The organism is Microvirga antarctica (genome assembly GCF_017921815.1).
Lineage (GTDB): Bacteria > Pseudomonadota > Alphaproteobacteria > Rhizobiales > Beijerinckiaceae > Microvirga > Microvirga antarctica.
This window is the reverse complement of the sequence record NZ_JAGEMM010000003.1, coordinates 459240-475311: the sequence shown is the minus strand read 5'-3', so window position 1 is coordinate 475311 and position 16072 is coordinate 459240. Positions and strand designations below refer to the sequence as shown.

At 62.4% G+C, this 16072-nt stretch carries 15 protein-coding genes; 10 read left to right on the top strand and 5 right to left on the bottom strand.

Annotation, left to right across the window (positions count from 1 at the left end):
- The 3 genes from J4G32_RS13300 to J4G32_RS13290 form a co-directional block, all read right to left on the bottom strand.
- The coding region (locus J4G32_RS13300) for a hypothetical protein (protein WP_210494131.1) at positions 1–182 on the bottom strand (182 nt) is incomplete at its 3' end.
- A 110-nt stretch (positions 183–292) separates the two neighbouring features.
- A complete protein-coding gene (locus J4G32_RS13295; RefSeq protein WP_210494126.1) occupies positions 293–445 on the bottom strand; it encodes a hypothetical protein in 153 nt (50 codons plus the stop codon).
- A gap of 216 nt (positions 446–661) precedes the next feature.
- On the bottom strand, positions 662–1633 hold the full coding sequence (locus J4G32_RS13290) for a LysR substrate-binding domain-containing protein (RefSeq protein ID WP_210494122.1): 972 nt from the start codon (positions 1631–1633) through the stop codon (positions 662–664).
- 192 nt (positions 1634–1825) lie between these two features.
- On the opposite strand from J4G32_RS13290, the gene J4G32_RS13285 reads away from it, so the two are divergent.
- From J4G32_RS13285 to J4G32_RS13240, 10 genes are all read left to right on the top strand, one after another.
- Positions 1826–3328 carry a sugar ABC transporter ATP-binding protein gene (locus J4G32_RS13285; RefSeq protein WP_210494112.1) on the top strand — a complete coding sequence of 501 codons (1503 nt, stop codon included), beginning with the start codon at positions 1826–1828 and terminating at the stop codon, positions 3326–3328.
- On the top strand, positions 3325–4323 hold the full coding sequence (locus tag J4G32_RS13280; protein WP_210494108.1) for an ABC transporter permease: 999 nt from the start codon (positions 3325–3327) through the stop codon (positions 4321–4323). Before J4G32_RS13285 ends, J4G32_RS13280 begins: the two co-directional genes overlap by 4 nt.
- Positions 4320–5291 (top strand): ABC transporter permease, encoded by a 972-nt coding sequence (locus J4G32_RS13275; RefSeq protein ID WP_210494104.1) that lies wholly within the window; start codon positions 4320–4322, stop codon positions 5289–5291. Before J4G32_RS13280 ends, J4G32_RS13275 begins: the two co-directional genes overlap by 4 nt.
- Positions 5288–6256 carry a TMAO reductase system protein TorT gene (locus tag J4G32_RS13270; RefSeq protein WP_210494099.1) on the top strand — a complete coding sequence of 323 codons (969 nt, stop codon included), beginning with the start codon at positions 5288–5290 and terminating at the stop codon, positions 6254–6256. The genes J4G32_RS13275 and J4G32_RS13270 overlap by 4 nt, the downstream gene beginning before the upstream one ends.
- Positions 6257–6278: 22 nt before the next feature.
- A complete protein-coding gene (locus J4G32_RS13265; protein ID WP_210494097.1) occupies positions 6279–7169 on the top strand; it encodes a polysaccharide deacetylase family protein in 891 nt (296 codons plus the stop codon).
- Between the two features lie 12 nt (positions 7170–7181).
- On the top strand, positions 7182–8015 hold the full coding sequence (locus J4G32_RS13260) for an aspartate dehydrogenase (protein WP_246505032.1): 834 nt from the start codon (positions 7182–7184) through the stop codon (positions 8013–8015).
- Positions 8016–8088: 73 nt separating this feature from the next.
- On the top strand, positions 8089–9603 hold the full coding sequence (locus J4G32_RS13255; protein ID WP_210494093.1) for an amidase: 1515 nt from the start codon (positions 8089–8091) through the stop codon (positions 9601–9603).
- Between the two features lie 160 nt (positions 9604–9763).
- A complete protein-coding gene (locus J4G32_RS13250) occupies positions 9764–10804 on the top strand; it encodes an ABC transporter substrate-binding protein (protein WP_246505031.1) in 1041 nt (346 codons plus the stop codon).
- Positions 10805–10823: 19 nt separating this feature from the next.
- Positions 10824–13001, top strand: coding sequence for an ABC transporter permease (locus J4G32_RS13245; protein ID WP_210494090.1), 2178 nt, complete (start codon positions 10824–10826; stop codon positions 12999–13001).
- Positions 13001–14077, top strand: coding sequence for an ABC transporter ATP-binding protein (locus J4G32_RS13240; RefSeq protein ID WP_210494089.1), 1077 nt, complete (start codon positions 13001–13003; stop codon positions 14075–14077). Before J4G32_RS13245 ends, J4G32_RS13240 begins: the two co-directional genes overlap by 1 nt.
- A 26-nt stretch (positions 14078–14103) precedes the next feature.
- On the opposite strand, the gene J4G32_RS13235 is transcribed toward J4G32_RS13240, so the two are convergent.
- Positions 14104–15222: a Gfo/Idh/MocA family protein gene (locus J4G32_RS13235; protein WP_210494086.1), complete on the bottom strand. Its 1119-nt coding sequence runs from the start codon at positions 15220–15222 to the stop codon at positions 14104–14106.
- 4 nt (positions 15223–15226) lie between these two features.
- The gene (locus tag J4G32_RS13230; protein ID WP_210494420.1) at positions 15227–16063 is read right to left on the bottom strand and encodes an ATP-binding cassette domain-containing protein; all 837 of its coding nucleotides are present in this window, start codon (positions 16061–16063) and stop codon (positions 15227–15229) included.
- Positions 16064–16072: the final 9 nt, after the last annotated feature.

The following is a 16072-nucleotide window of genomic DNA, read 5'->3' as shown; positions in this document are numbered from 1 at the left end:
CCGTTGCGCCCCGGCCAGAGGTTGAGGACCTCGATGCTGTAACGGCTGAACTGCTGCCAGTTGGCGATGTTCTCATAGATCGTCGGGATGCCGTTAGGGTCGTAGTAGCAGACCATCAGGAGCCGAGATGAACGCAAGTTTCCATCCATGCCGAGGGTGGGCTGGGGTGAGTAACGGTTCATCGAGTTTCTGCCTTCGTATCGCCACTGACTCGAAAGTGAGACAATTCGCTTCGCCAAACTGATCCCAGAGCCGTCACACAGGCGGGACGATGAAGCGGCTTGTCGCAGTCCTAGTCGGTCGGACCCGTATAATCCGTGCTGTTGGTCGCGAAGTCGTCCGTCACCGTCGCGCCGGGAGCCGAACTCGATCCGGACAGGACCCCCGCAATGGCGGAGCCGCTCCGAAGATCGTTGCTGTAAACGCCGTCTTTCACGATGCTCATTCCGTCCTGCGCCGGAACGCAACACATAGCGATATTTCAATTTTTTGCAACGGTATAGCGATTTGATTTCTATCCAGATATATGTCGACGCCCCTTGACTGCCGGAAATCACGGCATCGCTGCGTAGTCGCGCCTGCTTCCACCGAAGCCGGCCTGAACCGCGCGCAGGAGTTTGGTTCTAGCGATCAGGCCGGGTTTCCGTGCCGCCCGCGCTCGTCACCATCCCATCTCCCGTTCCCGCTCCTTGGAGGCCTCCCTCACCAGCCACTGCCGAAAGAGATTCACATGCGGATCTGCGGCCCGGCTCTCATGGAAGAGGAGGTGGTAATTTCCCGCGCTCCGAATGTCCGGGCGGAACGGAAATACGACATCCCTGACCGCCTCGTAGTGGCGGACAAGCACTGTCGGCACGATGGCAATGCCCTTGCCCGATCGAGCAGCCTCCATGGCCATGAAGAAGTGCCCGAAATGGAGGGCGTTCTGATCCGGGTCGATTGCTGAACCATGAGCGGACAACCAATCGTGCCACGCATGGCGCCGGGTCGTCACGTGGATCAGCCGGTGCCGCGACAGGTCATCAATGCTGTTGAGGGGTCCGATCTCCTGCAGCAGAGCGGGCGAGCACACAGGAACGAGAATATCGGGAAAGAGCAGATCGGACTGAACACCGCGCCAGTCGGTGACCATGTCCATCTCGATCCGGGGATGAGACGCGTCATATTCCTCGCCTGGAACCCGCCCGACCCGGATCGCCAGATCGGTGGCCTTTGCCTGAAAGTCCACGGGCTCGATGGAGTTGATGATGCGGACATCCGCATTGAGCTGATCCTGCGAAAATGCCGCAAGGCGGGGCATCAGCCAGAACGAGGAAATCGTGGGAAGGACGCTGATCCTCATCACGTGACGGCGCGAATCCCCGCGCAGATCCTGCGTCGCCACCTCCACGTCGTCGAGCGCCCGTCCGATCCGCTCGAAGTATCGGGCCCCCTCCTCTGTCAGCGCGATCTTTCGGGTCAGCCTGACAAATACGCGAGCACCAAGAAATTCTTCCAGCACCCTCACCTGGCGGCTGATCGCTCCCTGTGTGACCAGCAATTCCTGTCCTGCACGGGTGAAAGACAGGTGCCGAGCGGCGCATTCAAACGCCCTCAGGGCTCCCAGCGGAGGTAGCTTTCGGCGGACCATCATGCCTACCAATCTTTGACCGGATAACGCTAGCAGATGCGCGCCAGAGACGAAGCCAAGTTTGGAGTGCGCATGCATGAATTCTCGTCATGCATGCCGGTCTATTAATCATTTGTGCCCGCATGACGATTGTCCCTATCCTCTCCCAACGGCAAGTCCGATGACCGGGCCGGAAGAGGAAGGAGTGCCACCATCATGACAGCACCTCCTCTCCTGACCATGACCGGGATCGCGAAGCATTACGGGGCGACCTGTGCCCTGCGAGACGCGTCCCTGAGGCTTTATCCGGGACGTGTCCATGCTCTCCTGGGGGAGAACGGCGCGGGGAAAAGCACACTGGTGAAGATGATCGTGGGCGTGGTCCGGCCCGATGGGGGGACGATCACCTTTGGCGACGCCGCGGTAGCGTTTAGAACAGTCCGGGATGCAGTCGCGGCCGGCATCATCCCGATCTATCAGCATCTCAGCCTGTTTCCGCAGCTCACCATCCTCGAAAACCTGTCCGCTTTCGCATTCGGCGCCACGCGCGACCTGCGAGCATCCTCGGCCACCCTCTCGATCGAGCAGGCCAGAGCCTGGCTTTCATCGGTCGGTCTCGAACGCGATCCCATGACGCTTGTCGAGGAGATCTCGATCGGCGAACGCCAATTGGTGGAGATCGCGCGAGGGCTGGGACAGGCATGCAAGGTGCTGATCCTCGATGAGCCGACGGCCGCTTTGACGCAGGACGAGACGGAACGCCTGTTTACAGTCGTGCGATCCCTCTGCGCGCAGGGCACGGCCGTTCTTTTCATCAGTCACAAATTCGACGAGATCGACAGCATCGCCGACGACGTGACGATCCTGCGGGATGGACGGACGGTGGTGGATGGTGCGCCGATCAGATCACTGACGCGGGACGAGCTTGTGCGCGCCATGCTGGGCGAGGCGGTCGCGACCGGATCCCGTGAACTGCCGCCGCCGGGCGACGTCCTGGTTGAAGCGCGTGGGCTCCGCCTTCATGCCACCGCAGAACCGATCGACATGGGAATTCGGGCTGGAGAAATCGTCGGCCTGGCTGGCCTCGTCGGATCGGGTGCGTTGGACATCGCTTCCGCGTTAGCCGGCGCCACGCCGGTGGCCAGCGGAACGCTCTTGGTGGCGGGCGATGTTATCCCCTTTGGCGATCGACATACGGCCTCCAAGAAAGGCATCGGCTATGTCCCCAGCGACCGCCATCTGCAGGGCCTTTTTCCGGTCCTGACCGCTATGCAGAATGCATCCGCGTCTTCGCTGAAGGTCATCTCGCGTCGAGGGGTTGTGCGGGAACAGGCGGAAAGCGACCGGCTGCTGCCCTGGTTGCGACGCCTCAAGCTTCATCCGCTCAAGACAGAGCTGCCGGCTGCAAGCTTCAGTGGCGGCAACCAGCAGAAGCTCTTGATGGCCCGCAATCTTGCGCTGCCGGGCTTGCGCGTGCTGGTCGTTCTGGAGCCGACGCGTGGCGTCGATATCGCGGCCCGCGAAACCATTCATCAGGCCATCATCGAGGCTGCCCTGAAAGGGGTCGCGGTTCTGCTCGCCTCGAGCGATCTCGACGAGATCGAGGCACTCTCCCATCGCATCCTCGTGGTCCGTCAAGGGCGGATCTCCCAGGAATTGCCACGCGGAACGGCGCGCGGCGCACTCGTCTCAGCGCTTGCCGAAAGAGACGCCGCTTGACCGCCCTCGCAATTCGGATGGCTCGGCAGGTCCGCGACCGCATCAACATGCCAGCCTCGTTCTTTGTGGCGATCGCCCTCTTCGCGCTCTTTGCCCTGACGGTTCCCCGTTTTGCCACCTCGGGAAATGCCGAGAACGTCCTGCGGGTCGCCTCCATTCTCTGCGTGGTGGCCTGTGGGCAGGCCATCGTTCTGATTCTGGGGGGAATCGAGTTTTCGTTCGGCTCATCCGTGGCGCTTGCCAGCATCGTCACGGTCCTGGTTGTGCCCGACTACGGTGTCATGGGTGGGTTCGCGGCAGGCGCTGCGGTGGTGCTTCTGATCGGCGTCCTGAATGGCGCTCTGATTGCGCGCTTTCATCTGCCACCCTTCATCGTCACTCTTGGAATGCTGATGGCCGTCGCGGGTCTGGCCGCGACCCTGGCCGGCGGCCTACCCATCGACGCGCCGCCGAGCGAAGCATTCTCATGGCCGGCGCGCGGGCGTGTTCTGGGAGTGCCTGTGCCGGTGATCGCCGCAGGCGCGAGCGTGGGCACGCTGTTCCTCGTTCTCGCGTATAGCACGATTGGTCGGCTGTGGTATTTGGTTGGCGCGAACCCGGAAGCCGCACGATTGTCCGGAATCCGCGTTCGAACGACGATCTTTCTTGGTTATCTCGCGGCGTCTGCTTTTTGCGCACTCGCCGCCATCATCCTCACGAGCCGCGTCGGCTCTGGGCAGCCGAGCCTGGCGCCCAATCTCCCCTTCGAGACCATCGCCGCCTGTGCGATCGGAGGCATCCCGCTTGCGGGCGGCCAGGGACGAGCATCGCAAGTCCTTTGCGGCGTGCTGATCATTGCCATGATGAACAATGCCGTCGTGTTGTTGAACTTTCCTGTCGCCTATCAACAGCTGATGATCGGTGCTGTGATCCTCGGGTCCGTTCTGCTGCAGAAAAGTTCCGGCAGCATCGGCGTTCTCTGGCGTTCCTCGGTGCCAAAGAGGGGGGGACGATGACGTCACGCGTCTTCATCCCTCATCTGGGCGGACGTTTCCTCGTCGCGCCGCTTTGTCTTGCCATGGCGGTTGTGTTCTTCGGTGGCGCCGCGCCGGAATTTCTCAGCCTTGGAAATCTCCAGAACATTGCCACGCAAATGTGGCTACTGGCGCTCCTGTCCATCGGTCAGATGTTTGCCATCGCATCGCGCGGATTTGACATCTCGGTCGGGGCGACCGCCGCCTTGGCAAGCACCGCCGCAGCTCTCGGGGCCAATGCGTTCGGTCTTCCAGGACTTCTAGCCGGTCCCATCGCGGGTCTTGCCGTGGGAACGCTGAACGGTGCGTTAGTGGGCGTCGCCGGAATCCAGCCAATTGTCGCCACGCTGGGAACGTTGATAGCAGTTCGCGGCATAGCGCTTCTGCTGACAGATGACGGGCAGGTTGTCCCCCTGGTCGATGCCGCGGCTGCGGCACGGATGTCGTTCAATCCGGTTCTCGGATTGCCGCTCGCCTACTGGGCCGCGATTTTGCTGGTCTGTCTGGCCGCGCTCATCTTGAACAGATCCGTGATCGGCCGGCGGATCGTGATGCTCGGATCGAACCCGGAAGCGGTGCGCCTGGTCGGGATCGGATATGCCCGCACGCAAATCCGCGCCTATCAGCTATGCAGCCTTTATGCGGGATTTGCCGGCGTGCTGCTGACCCTGCGCGCAGGCACCGGCCTCCCGACGGAGGGCGCCGGCATGGAGCTGCAGGCGATCGCCGCCGCCGTGATTGGCGGCACGGCATTGTCCGGCGGCGTCGCCAGAGTCGTCCCCGTCGTGCTCGGGGCAGCGTTCATTCAGGCCCTTCTCACCGGCCTCAATCTGCAGGGTGTTTCACCCTTTGTCGCCCAAATCGCGGTCGGCCTCGTGATCATCGGATCGGGCCTCCTCGAATATGCCATCCGGCATTTCTTTCCGGTCGAACACAGGAGTTGGACATGACAAAGACGACCATCAGCCTAATTGGGGGTCTTGGCCTCCTTGCGTCGCTCACGACGTTCTCCGGCGCGACCTTGGCGCAGGAAAAGACCATCGGCGTGGCTGTTCCCAATCTTGCTTCCTCGTTCTGGATATCGGCCGTCTATGGCGTCGAGGACGAGGCCAAGAAGAACGGCGTAAAGGTGCTCAAGCTCAATGCCGGTGGCGATGCCAATTCAAGCCAGCAGATCGCGCAGATCCAGGACCTGATCCAGCGCAAGGTCGATGCGATCGTGGTCGGCGCCACCAACGGCGACGCTGTCAAGGCGATTGTGGAGCAGGCGATCGAGCGCGGTATTCCGGTCATCGGAGTGTCGTCCCCTCCCAGCTCGACCAAGCTCGCCTCCATCGTCAGCGCGGATCACTACGACATGGGAAAACTCCAGGCGGAATGCCTGGCAAAGGCACTCGGTGGGAAAGGCAACGTGGCCATGATGGCGGGGCCGACCGGACAGGCCTGGTCTGACCTGCGTGCCAAGGGCTTCAAGGAAACCCTCGCCAAGCAGGCGCCAGCCATCAAGGTCGTGGCCGAGTCCCGCCTTGCCGATAACCGCAATGCGGCTTTGACGACTGCCGAGGATTGGACTCAGCGGTTTCCCGACCTCAATGGCGTCTACGCGGCGACCGACGACATGGCGGCCGGCGTGATCTCGGCCTACAAATCAGCCGGAAAGCTGAAAGGCGTCAAGGTCTCCGCCTCGAACCTCAGCCCTACAGCCCAGCAGTTGCTGAAAGACGGGGAACTGGTCTGCACGTCGATCCAGCAGGTCGTTGCCCAAGGGCGGGCAGCACTGAAGCAGGCAGCAGCCGCGGCCAACAAGCAGCCGGTCCAGAAAGAGGTTGTGCTCCCCGCATTGCTGGTCACCACAGACAACCTCGCATCGGTCGACATGAGCTCCGTCGTCGCACCGAGCGACTACCGCCCCTGACCTGTGAAACGAGAGATGTGATATGCTCCCCACGCATGGCCGCTTTCCCTATTCGGGAATCGTCAATCGTCCGCAATTCAACTGGCCTGGTGAAAAGCGGCTGGCGGTCTACTTTGCGCTGTGCGTCGAGCATTTCGCCTACGGAAGCGGACTGGGATTGCCCTATTCGCCTGGATTGAGCCACCCCAACAGCTACAATTGGGGCTGGCGCGAATACGGCAACCGCGTCGGCGGCTGGCGACTTCTTGAGCTTTTCGAGGAGTACCAGCTGCCGCTCACAGTTCTGCTGAACACCGCATGCTACGACCATTGTCCAGAGCTTGTGGCGGCCCATCGCATGCGCGGCGACGAAATCGTCGCGCATGGACGCACCAATTCCGAGCACCAGAATGGCATGACGCTCGAAGCGGAGCGGATCCTCATCACTGATGCCACCGACGCGATCAGGAAGCACGAGGGACGGGCCCCAAAAGGGTGGATGAGCCCGGGCGCGCATCCCAGCGCCAACACCGAAGACCTGCTGTCGCGGGCCGGCTACGGTTACACGCTGGATTGGCCGATCGACGACCAGCCGGTCTGGATGCACACGTCGGGTGGCCCGCTCCTGAGCGTTCCCTATCCCCATGAGGTGAACGACGTGCCGATGATCGTGCTGCACGACGGCACGGCATCCGCCTTCGCCGATATGGCAATCGACAACTTCGACGAGATGCTGTCGCAATCAAGCCGGCAATCGGTCGTCTACGGCCTCACCATCCATACGTTCATCGTGGGACAGCCGTTCAGGATCAAACAGTTCCGGCGTGTGCTCGAACATTTGGCGAAGCACCGGGACAAGGTCTGGTTCACCACGTCCGGTCAGGTGGCGGATCACTACGCGTCATTGTTTGCACCGCCCGATAGCGGCCACTGAAAGGCAAAGACCATGAGCAAGGTTATGAACGGAGCGGAACGCCAACCGCTGCGCGTGGCCATCGCCGGCCTCGGGGCCGTGGGACTAAAGATCGCCGAGGCGCTCGACGCGGGTGTTCCAGGATGCGTGCTCACGGCCGTGTCGGCAAATGACCGTCAGAAAGCGAGCGAACGCCTCGCGCATTTGCGGCGGTCGGTCCCGGTGGTTCCAATCGACGAACTGGAACCACTTGCCGACATCGTCGTGGAATGTGCGCCGGCTGCATTGCTTCCCTCGATCGCAACGCCGTTCCTCAAAGCTGGAAAGACGGTGATCGTGCTCAGTTCCGGCGCAATCCTCTCTCATGGGGAACTGGTGGATCTGGCCCGCCGCCATGGCGGGCAGATCGTCGTTCCGACTGGCGCGCTGATCGGTCTCGACGCGGTCACGGCAGCGGCCGAGGGGACGATCCATTCCGTCCGCATGATCACCCGCAAGCCCGTTCGCGGTCTGGTCGGCGCACCCTATCTGGTTGAGAACAACATCAGCATCGAGGAGATCAAGGAACCCCTGCGGGTCTTCATCGGAACGCCCCGCGAGGCAGCCATCGGATTTCCCGCCAACCTGAACGTCGCGGTGGCTTTGTCCCTTGCTGGCATCGGTCCGGACAAGACCACCTTGGAAATCTGGGCTGATCCGGCTCTCAAGCGGAACACCCATCGGATCGAGGTCGACGCGGATTCGGCAAGCTTTTCGATGTCCATCGAAAACATTCCGTCCGACAATCCGAAGACCGGCCGAATTACCGCATTGTCGGTGATCTCATGCCTTCGCAAGATGACCGCACCGTTGCGCGTCGGCTCCTGAGCAGAAGACCGGCATTAAGCATTGCGCTGAGCCGACGCCACGATGGTGAGACTCTACGGAGGACCGTCACTTGATGGATGCGGTGGCCACAACGCTTAATCGGCGAGGTCTTTCGGCATCGGCCGATGACCTGCGCGGCATCGCGGCGGAAATCGGCCGGATGACGGACACGCTTCATCGCCTTGCGGGGACGCTGCCACCATTGGACGAGCGCAATGCGTTTGCATGCCTGATCGTGCCGCCGGGTTCCGCGACTTGCGAGGTCGATACTCTGACCGCGGCGATGGTGCGAAACCGAGCTGACGTCCTCCGGGAAACGGCGCAGGCGCTTCAGCGTGCGCAAATGTCAGGCCCGGGTCTCAACTGCTTCATTGAGACCTTTCCGGGCGACGCGATGCGGCGCGCCGCTGAGATGACGCTCACAGGTTCTCTCAGCGGATTGAGCTTCGCCTACAAGGATGTCTTCGCGACCGCCGATCGGCATCCAACTGCGGGCGTCGGGCGCGGCTTCCGTTGGGTCGGTGCACCGCCGAGTGAGTCTCTGGCACGGCTTGCTCGAGCCGGAGCCATCCCCATCGGCAGCCTCAACCTCGATCCGCATTGCTACACGGCGACGGGCTTCAACGCCGCGTTTGGCCGGGTACTGAATCCGAACGGCCCCGCGTTCGCTGTAGGCGGTTCGTCGAGCGGCGCGGCAGCGGCGGTGTCAGCCGGAATTGTGCCCTTCGCGTTGGGAACAGACACGGGCGGATCCACCCGCATCCCGGCCGCGCTGTGCGGCGTCTTTGGGCTCAAGCCGACTTATGGCCTGATCGCGGATGCGGGCGTCTATCCCCTGTCGCCCTCTCAGGACGTGGTCGGGATCCTGGCGGCCTGCCCCGCGATCCTGTCATCGGTCCTGGACTGTCTCACGGATGACAGGGCCCGCGATCAGGCCAGACCCATCCGCGCGCCGGCTGACGCCGATCGGGGACTACGGGGCCTTCGCATCGGCATCAATACCGATGGGTTGCTGGCCGGGATGGATGCCTCTGTGAAACGGGGCCTCGCTCACGCGAAGACCGCCACAGAGATCCTTGGAGCCGATTGGACCAAGGTTCCGTTTCCGTCTCTCGATGACCTGAACCTGCTCGCCTCCGTCATCACCGCATTCGAGGCCGCGGCCTTCCATGGCGAGGCCTTGGCGGCGCATCCGGAATTCTACCCGGCATCCGTGCGTCGCCGGCTCCTGAGCGCGGTCTGCGTGACGCCAAACCTCTACGCTGTGGCCAAAATGCTTCGCGGTCCGGTCTTGGACGAAGTGCTGTCCCGGACGTTCGCGACCATCGACGTTCTCGTCTGCCCGACGATCCGCAAAGCCGCGCCGCGGGTCGACGATATTTCCGACGACGATGTCGTCACAGCCGGCCCCTTGAGTCTGGAGTTTCTCAGGTTGAACCGCCCCTTCAGCTACCTTGGCCTGCCTGCAATCTCTGTGCCGATGGGCACCGACGAGAACGGCATTCCGCTAGGGCTGCAGATCATCGCACGGCCCCACGCGGATCGGGAACTGGTAGCACTCGCAGGATGCCTCGCGGCCGCCATCTGACGGATCGCCCCGAGACCCCCGCAGGCCCCGGTCGCAGCGCGGCCTGACGGCGCCAACTGGATCAGCGCATTCCGGCCAAACTGGCTCTTTCAGTCGCAGCACGCCAACGCGCATGTTTCCCCTCCAACGCCAAACAGAAGCGAATTCCAGGGGAACGACAATGCGATCATTCAGCGGTTTTTGCGTGACATTCGCCGGCACTGCCCTTGTGCTGATGGGCTTCGGGGCGCCGGCCGCGCAGGCCCAGTCTCCTGTCGTGGTCAATTGCACCTTCGAGCTGGAATGGTGCGAGGCCATGCGGGTGAAGTTCGAACAGAGCACCGGCCAGAAAGCCCTCATCAGCCGCAAGACGGACGGCGAAATCCTGGCGCAGATCAAGGCTGAAGCCGGGAATCCGCGATTTGACGTCTGGCATTCCGCCGGACCCGATGTGACCGCCATCGCCGCGCGTGAAGGTCTCCTGGAAACCTATCAATCGCCCAAGCTCCCGGAGCTTTATGATTGGGCCCAGAAGGCCGCTGCGGCAAGCCAGTACACGCTGACACCGATCTATACCGGGGTGATCGGGTTTGGCTATAACAAGGACCTCCTCGCCAAGAAGGGCATGCCGGAGCCGAAATGCTGGGCCGACCTGACCAATCCTGCCTACCGGAACGAGATCCAGATGGCGGATCCGTCGACGTCAGGAACAGCCTACACAATGGTGGCGACCGTCTTGCAGATCATGGGCGAGGACAAGGGGTTCGAGTACCTCAAGGCGCTGCACAAGAACATCAACCAATATACGCGCTCCGGAACTGCGGGAATCCGCTCAGCCGCACGCGGCGAGACAACGATCGCAGTGGCGTTTCTGCACGATGCGGTGGCGCAATCGGTGGACGGCTTTCCCATCGTGTCCGTTGCGCCCTGCGAGGGCACGGGGTTCGAGATGCCGGGCGTCGCCATCGTCAAGGATGCCCGGAACCTGGCCGGCGCCAAGAAATGGGTTGATTTCGTGCTAAGCCCGGAAGGCCAGAACGTTCAGCTCGAGATGAAGAAGTATCAGCTTCAGTCGAACAAGGATGCCAAGATCCACCCGCTTGCGCCCCGGGCCGACCAGGTCAAGCTGATCAACTACGACATCCTGAAATATTCAGCCAGCGACGCGCATGATCGGATTCTCGACCGGTTCGAGAAGGATGTGAAATCAGCGCCGAAGTGATCCGGCAGGTTCAGTCGCGATGCCGCCCACTCGCTCCTTCAGCTTGACACTCTGGCTCGCCCTCTTGTGGGCGAGCCTCCTGATTCTGCCCTGGAATGGCAGCGATTCCGGCTTTCTCGGACTGTCATGGCTGATGAGCCCCGGATGGCCCGAGGACGCACCGGCCATCGCCCTTGGACTGGCCTATGGGAAGGGCTGGCTGCTTCCCCTCGCCCTGCCCGGACTGTTCCTGATTGCAGCCGTCAGGGCACCGGTCGGGACGCCGGGGGAGGCCACCCGCATCATCCTGTGGTCGGCGATTGGTCTTGCGCTCCTCCTCGTGCTCGCCATGTCGATCGATCTGCGGGGCTGGACCTGGAGCTTGCCCGCGCAGCTCTTCGGCGACCTGCCACGACGCAATCCGGGTTTCGGGGTTGGTCCCTTCATCTACGGTCTGTGCTGTCTCATGATCATGTGCAGCGGCCTTGCGGCGCGCGGCGTCTGTCGGGGCGATGGCTTTGCCACCGGGTCCATCGGATTCGTGGCCGCCGTCATTGGGCTCTTCGTCTTTTACCCCCTTGCAAAGCTGGGCCTGAGCGCTTTCCAGACGCCGCGGGGGGAATTCGCCATCGTGGCGTTCTGGCAGCGGCTCGCCAATCCACGGATTTGGACAGCTGACGGGATCGTGGCCAGCACGTTCGCACTTGGACTTGTCAGCGCATCCTCTTCCACGCTTCTGGCCTTCTGTTTCGCCCTTCTGACAGAGCGCACAGGTCTTCCCTTCCGTCGGGTTTTGCGGGCGATCTCAATTCTCCCGATCATCACGCCGCCATTCGTCGTCGGGCTAGCGGTCATCCTGCTCCTTGGTCGAAACGGGATGGTCAGCGCCGCGCTCTCGTGGCTTTTGCATGTTGAACCGGGGCGCTGGATCTACGGTTTCCAAGGCGTCTGGTTCGCCCAGACCCTGTCTTTCACCCCCATTGCCTTCCTGGTGCTCGTCGGCGTCGTACAGGGGATCAATCCATCTTACGAGGAGGCGGCGCAGACATTGCGCGCGCGGAACGGCCGTGTCTTCCGAACAGTGACGCTGCCTCTTGCACTGCCGGGGCTTGCGAATGCCTTCCTGATCTCCTTCATCGAAAGCCTCGCGGATTTCGGCAATCCTCTGCTTCTGGGCGGAGACCTGCAGGTTCTGGCAACGAGCATCTACTTCGCGATCGTCGGCGCGCGCCAGGATCGGGGTCTTGCGGCGGTCCTCGGCCTTATCCTTCTGATCGCGATGCTGGCCGTTTTTATTGCGCAACGGCGCATCCTGGCCAACAAGTCCTTCACGACCATCGGCGGCAAGGGACAGGCGGGCGTCGCGATCCCGCTCCCAGCTGCTATGCGCTGGCTCGCCGGGGCCCTGGCACTGCCTTGGGCTCTCCTGACCCTCGTCATCTATGGGATGGTCTTGTTTGGCGGGTTTGTCGAGAACTGGGGCATCAACAGCGCCTTCACCACGCGGCACTTTCAGCAAGCCTTCGGATTCGCGTTCGAGAACGGCGGGCTGATATTCACCGGTCAGGCCTGGCCATCCTTGTGGACCACGATCAAACTCGCAGCCATCGCGGCTCCCCTCACGGCCGCACTCGGACTGCTGATCGCCTATCTGCTTGATCGGCAGCGTTTTGCCGGCAAGGCGGCGTTCGAGTTTACCATGCTCATCGCTGCGGGCGTTCCCGGCACGGTCCTTGGCATCGCCTACATTCTCGCGTTCAACAATCCTCCCGTCGAACTGGTCGGCACCGGCGCGATCGTGGTCATCAGTTTCGTTGTCCGCAATATGAGCCCGGGCATGCGCGCAGGCGTAGCCGGGCTCTCACAGATCGACCGGAGCCTGGAAGAGGCGTCGCTGATGCTGCGCACTGGCTCCTTCGCAACGGTCATACGGATCGTTATCCCGCTCCTGAAGCCCGCCGTCGTGGCGGCCCTGGTCTATGGCTTCGTCACCGCCATGACCACCGTGAGCGCTGTAATCTTTCTGGTCAGCCCGGGCGTCATGCTGTCGACAGTCTATATCGTCAGCCTGGCGGAGGCAGGCACCTATGGGCTCGCGATCGCGTATTCGTCCGTCCTCATCATTCTGATGCTGATTGTCATCGTCGGCATAGAGGTTTTCGTCGGCCAGCGCAGCCTGCGCCGACGCGCCACTGTTCTGCCCGCGGAGGTCCTTTGATGCCGGCTGTCTCTGCCGTCGAATTCCAGTCCGTCAGTAAATTCTACGGCGCGAGTCTTGCTGTCGATGACGTGTCGTTCACCATCGAGAAGGGCACGCTCGTGACGCTGCTGGGGCCGTCCGGATGCGGCAAGACGACGACCCTGCGCATGATCGCCGGCCTCGAAATGTCAACCTGGGGCAAAATCATCATCGACGGCCAGGATGTCACCGGTGTGCCGCCAACGCGGCGTGATGTGAGTATGGTGTTCCAGTCCTACGCCTTGTTCCCGCACATGAGCGTCCTGCACAACGTCGCGTATGGCCTGCGTTCAAGCGGCCAATCCCGGGCTTCTGCCGAGGCCGGGGCTGCCGATGCCCTCGGCCTTCTCGGGCTCGAGCATCTTGCCCAACGCCTCCCAAGCGAGTTGTCCGGCGGACAACAGCAGCGCGTCGCCGTGGCACGCGCCATCGTCATGCGGCCCGCAGTCCTTCTGTTCGACGAGCCTCTCTCGAACCTCGACGCGAAACTGCGCCGCCATGTGAGGGATGAAATTCGCAGCCTCCAGCAGCGTCTCAACCTGACGGTCGTCTACGTGACCCACGACCAGGATGAGGCGTTTGCCGTTTCGGACCGCATTATCGTCATGGATAACAAGCGCATCGCCCAGGAAGGCGCACCGGTCGAACTGTACCGCGCGCCTGCAAACCGTTTTGTGGCAGGCTTTCTTGGGGAGGCCAATATCGTGCGCGCACGCTTGACACGCGGCGATGCCGACCTCGGTCGCATTGCAGTGGGCGGGTCGATGGTCCTGTGGCTGCCTCATCGCAACGAACGCGACGGTGAGGTAGAACTTGCCGTGCGGCCGGAGGCCATTTCCATCGAGGAATCCGGCACGCCCGAGAACAGCCTGCCAGGTCGGATCCAACACAGCGTCTTTCTCGGCGATCGCGTCGAATACGCAATCGAGACCGAGATCGGCCGTCTGTTCGTCGTCGATTTCAGAACCGAGCGATTCCTTGAAGCAGGGGCCGAGGTCAGAATCGGCATCCGACAGCTTGGAGCAGCGATTCTTCCCGACCGTGGGGCGTCCTGACGGTCAATAGCCCCGGCCGGGAGCTGTCAAATCAGCCGGTCAGGCTCAATCGAACGTTCAGCCTGCCGCGCCATCCGAACCAGAAGGTCCTGATCCCGCGCGGCGTGCGCAATGCGGTTCCGCACCGTCGTGCCGTTGACGATGGCCGACCAGAAGCCTTCGAGCTCCCGCACAAAAGCCTCTGCAAAGCCGTTGCGGATGGTTGTTTTTTCCAGGCGTCCATCGGGTGACCGGCTGACCGTCAGCCGTGTCGGATGGTGGTTCAGATAGGGCGCAGGGAAGACCAGCTCGACGATCTCGTCATCGAAGTAGAGTTCGATCCGCTCCGCGTAGTCGGTGACGGCCGGCATCTCCAGATGAGTCATGGTCCACAAGGCAAGCCCGCCGCGCAGGCTGACGGTCGCCTGACCTCCGGTGCCGCCGGCAAAGAGCGCTGCTCCTGTCACCGGGCCGCCAGACGCGCCCATGGCGTCGAGTAGGCCATGGACGGCATTCACGTCATGCACAAGGGCAGAACAGTAGGAGGATGCGAAACCGCGAAAAACAGTCTCGGATGGCGTGTATCCCAATGCGGCCTCGACCTGCCATCGCCGCCGCTGGGACGTCGCCGCGATGAGGTCGCTCGGCACGTCCGGCGCGGAAAACAACGTATGGTGTCCCACGAACGGACCCGCATCGGGGTCGTGGACCTCAACCGAGATATACCGCAGTTGGTCCGCCTTTCCCGCGACGAGCTCGAGCGCCGCCTCATAGCTGGGATCGAACCGTTTCATATAGCCGATCTGAAGCACCACCTGATTGCGCGCCTCGGCCTTCGACAACGCATCGGCCTCCGCGACCCCATAGCAAAGCGGCTTCTCGCAGAACACGTTGATGCCGGCATCCATGGCGCTGGTTGCCAGTTCCGCATGCCACGGATCAGGCGCCGCGATGACGATGGCATCGAGACCAAGGCCAAGCAGCTCAGACGCGTTTGCTACCGTGGAGATCCCGAAACGATCGCTCAGACCGCCGCGAACGGTCGGTGACGGATCGCTGACGACGCGCAGGTCGAACTGGCGATTCAGCGCAAGCAGGTTGGGAATGTGCTCGACCTGCGAGATCAACCCGCCGCCCGCGACACCGACCTTGAGACGGTCTGTCATGAGACTACCTTAAAGTGCTGGCTGCGGATTGCGATCCCGAGTCGCGTTCCGGAGCTTCATTGATCGATATGGTTGCCAGTTCGTGACGGAGGCGCTCGAGATCGCGCCCCCCTGCCATCATCTCCAGGACCTCAGACTCCGAAATCTCCGCTTTGCGGAAGGTGCCGTGGACCCGGCCACGATTGAGGAGGGTGAAGACGTCGCCGATCGGGTAGGCGTGATGGATGTTGTGCGTGATGAAGATCACGGCGATGCCGCGTGCCCTGGCTCGTGCGATGTAGCGCAGGACGATCGAGGCCTGATGCACTCCAAGGGCAGAGGTCGGCTCATCCAGGATCAGGACTCTGGCGCCATGGTAGACGGCCCGGGCAATTGCCACACATTGCCGCTCGCCACCCGACAACGTGCCGACCGGTTGCTGCGGATCCCGCACATTGATGCCCATCTGCGCCATCTCGTTCAAGACGATCGCCTCGGCCTTCCGCATGTCGATCCGCCGGGCAATAAAACGGCCCTTGACCGGTTCCCGCCCGAGGAAGAAGTTGCGCACGATGCTCATGAGAGGGACCATCGCAAGGTCTTGAAAGACCGTCGCGATTCCGCAGTCGAGCGCCTGTCTCGGGGAGCGGAGAATTGTCGGAACCCCGTCAATCCGCACCTCGCCGTCACTGGGCTGGTGGACGCCTGAAAGGACCTTGATCAGCGTCGACTTTCCGGCGCCGTTGTCGCCGAGGAGGCAGTGAACCTCCCCAGGATTGATAGCCACCGAGATGTCCTCCAGCGCGGACATCGAGCCGAAACGTCGGCTGACATGGGAAAGTTCGATCAGTGGCGTGACCACAGGGGGCGT